Origin of the sequence: Mesorhizobium sp. M7A.F.Ca.MR.362.00.0.0, from assembly GCF_004023175.1 — a bacterium.
In the GTDB taxonomy this organism is placed as follows: domain Bacteria; phylum Pseudomonadota; class Alphaproteobacteria; order Rhizobiales; family Rhizobiaceae; genus Mesorhizobium.
Genome location: NZ_RZTF01000242.1, coordinates 1 through 858 on the forward strand (window position 1 = coordinate 1; position 858 = coordinate 858).

The 858-nt window shown below is 65.2% G+C and carries 1 protein-coding gene; it reads right to left on the bottom strand.

Annotation, left to right across the window (positions count from 1 at the left end; genetic code table 11):
• Positions 1-166 precede the first annotated feature (166 nt).
• Positions 167-757, bottom strand: a complete 591-nt coding sequence (locus tag EOC06_RS40925) for a site-specific integrase (protein WP_206631247.1) — start codon at positions 755-757, stop codon at positions 167-169.
• Positions 758-858 lie beyond the last annotated feature (101 nt).

The following is an 858-nucleotide window of genomic DNA, read 5'->3' on the forward strand; positions in this document are numbered from 1 at the left end:
GCCGGCTGCATGGCCCAGGCCAGGGCAATCTCGGTGGTGATGAAGGTGGCGCCGGAAGATTCCGCAAAGACAACGAAGCGCTGCAGCAACCGTCCGGAAAGAAGCAGCTTATGGCCGAGGGCGCGGCGCGCGGCCAGATACGCTTCGAGCGCTGCTTGCAACGCGCTCATGATGCGACTCCTGGCCAGGGTAGCGCAATGGCACGCAACGCCGCGATGTCGACTTTGGCATAGATCTGCGTCGTGTTCGGCTGGCTGTGGCGGAGAAGTTGACCGATTTCAACGAGCGAGGCGCCGCGGCGCAGCAGATCGGTGGCGAGTGAGTGACGCAACAGGTGCTGTCGGTGCGCACCCTTGAACGCCGGCGTCAGACCGGCGCGCTTGAGCGCACGATGGACGATGCAGCAAATAGTCGACGGGCTGACAAAACTCCGTCTGGGCGCCTTTATGCGAATGAAGACGCGGCGTGTTGAGCAAGCAGGCCGATCCTGCCGCAGATAGTCGACCAAGGCGGCACCGACATCCGCCGGCAGTGGCAGCCGCGCCAGCCGTTGACCCTTGCCATGCACGACGATCTCGCCGCAATCCCAGTCGAGATCGTCCAGGGTCAGGGCTGAGACTTCGCCACCCCGTAAGCCGAGGCGCGCGAGCAGCATCAGAACCGCGTAGTCCCTGCGGCCGGCCGGTGTTCTCCTGTCGCAAGACGCAAGGAGCCGTTCGACCTGTTCGGCAGGCAGCGCCTTCGGCAGGTGTGCCAAGCGCCAGCTGGCGATCCCAGGCACCGCGACAGCGAGATCGGCGGCAAGCAACCCGCGTTGCTGGAGGAAGCGCAGAAACGAACGCAGCGCCGTGACCGCCA